Origin of the sequence: Corallococcus sp. AB049A (genome assembly GCF_003668885.1) — a bacterium.
Taxonomy (GTDB): domain Bacteria; phylum Myxococcota; class Myxococcia; order Myxococcales; family Myxococcaceae; genus Corallococcus; species Corallococcus interemptor.
The window spans coordinates 1-445 of record NZ_RAWL01001112.1; the positions used below are offsets into that span (position 1 = coordinate 1).

Below are 445 nucleotides of genomic sequence, written 5' to 3' on the forward strand. Positions count from 1 at the left end.
GGGTGGATATCGTATCAGACGTCGCAGAGGCGGATCGCCTCGCGCAATGAGGCAACGGGATCGGGCGCTGCAGGCGTGAATTCCTGCGCCAGATACCCCTTGAAACCGGTGTCGCGGATCGCGCGACAGATGGCCGGATAGTGGAGTTCCTGCTGGTCTCCAATCTCGTTCCGGCCCGGCACGCCCGCAGTGTGGTAATGCTTGAAGCAGGCGTGATGCTTGCCGATGGTGGCGATGATGTCGCCCTCCATGATCTGCATGTGGTAGATGTCGTAGAGCAGGCCGAAGTTGTCCGAGCCGAGCCGCTGGCACAGCTCCACGCCCCAGGCGGAGTGATCGCACAGGTAGTCGTGGTGATCGACCCTGGAGTTCAGCAGCTCCATCACCAGCACGACGCCGCGCTTCTCGGCATGCCCGAGGATGCGCTTGAGGCCGGCTTCGGCAT

Annotated in this window: 1 protein-coding gene; it reads right to left on the reverse strand. The window is 62.9% G+C overall.

All coding sequences use genetic code 11. The annotated features are described in order from the left end of the window. Window positions 1–14: 14 nt before the first annotated feature. The coding region (locus D7X55_RS46475; RefSeq protein ID WP_147470500.1) for a TIM barrel protein at window positions 15–445 on the reverse strand (431 nt) is incomplete at its 5' end.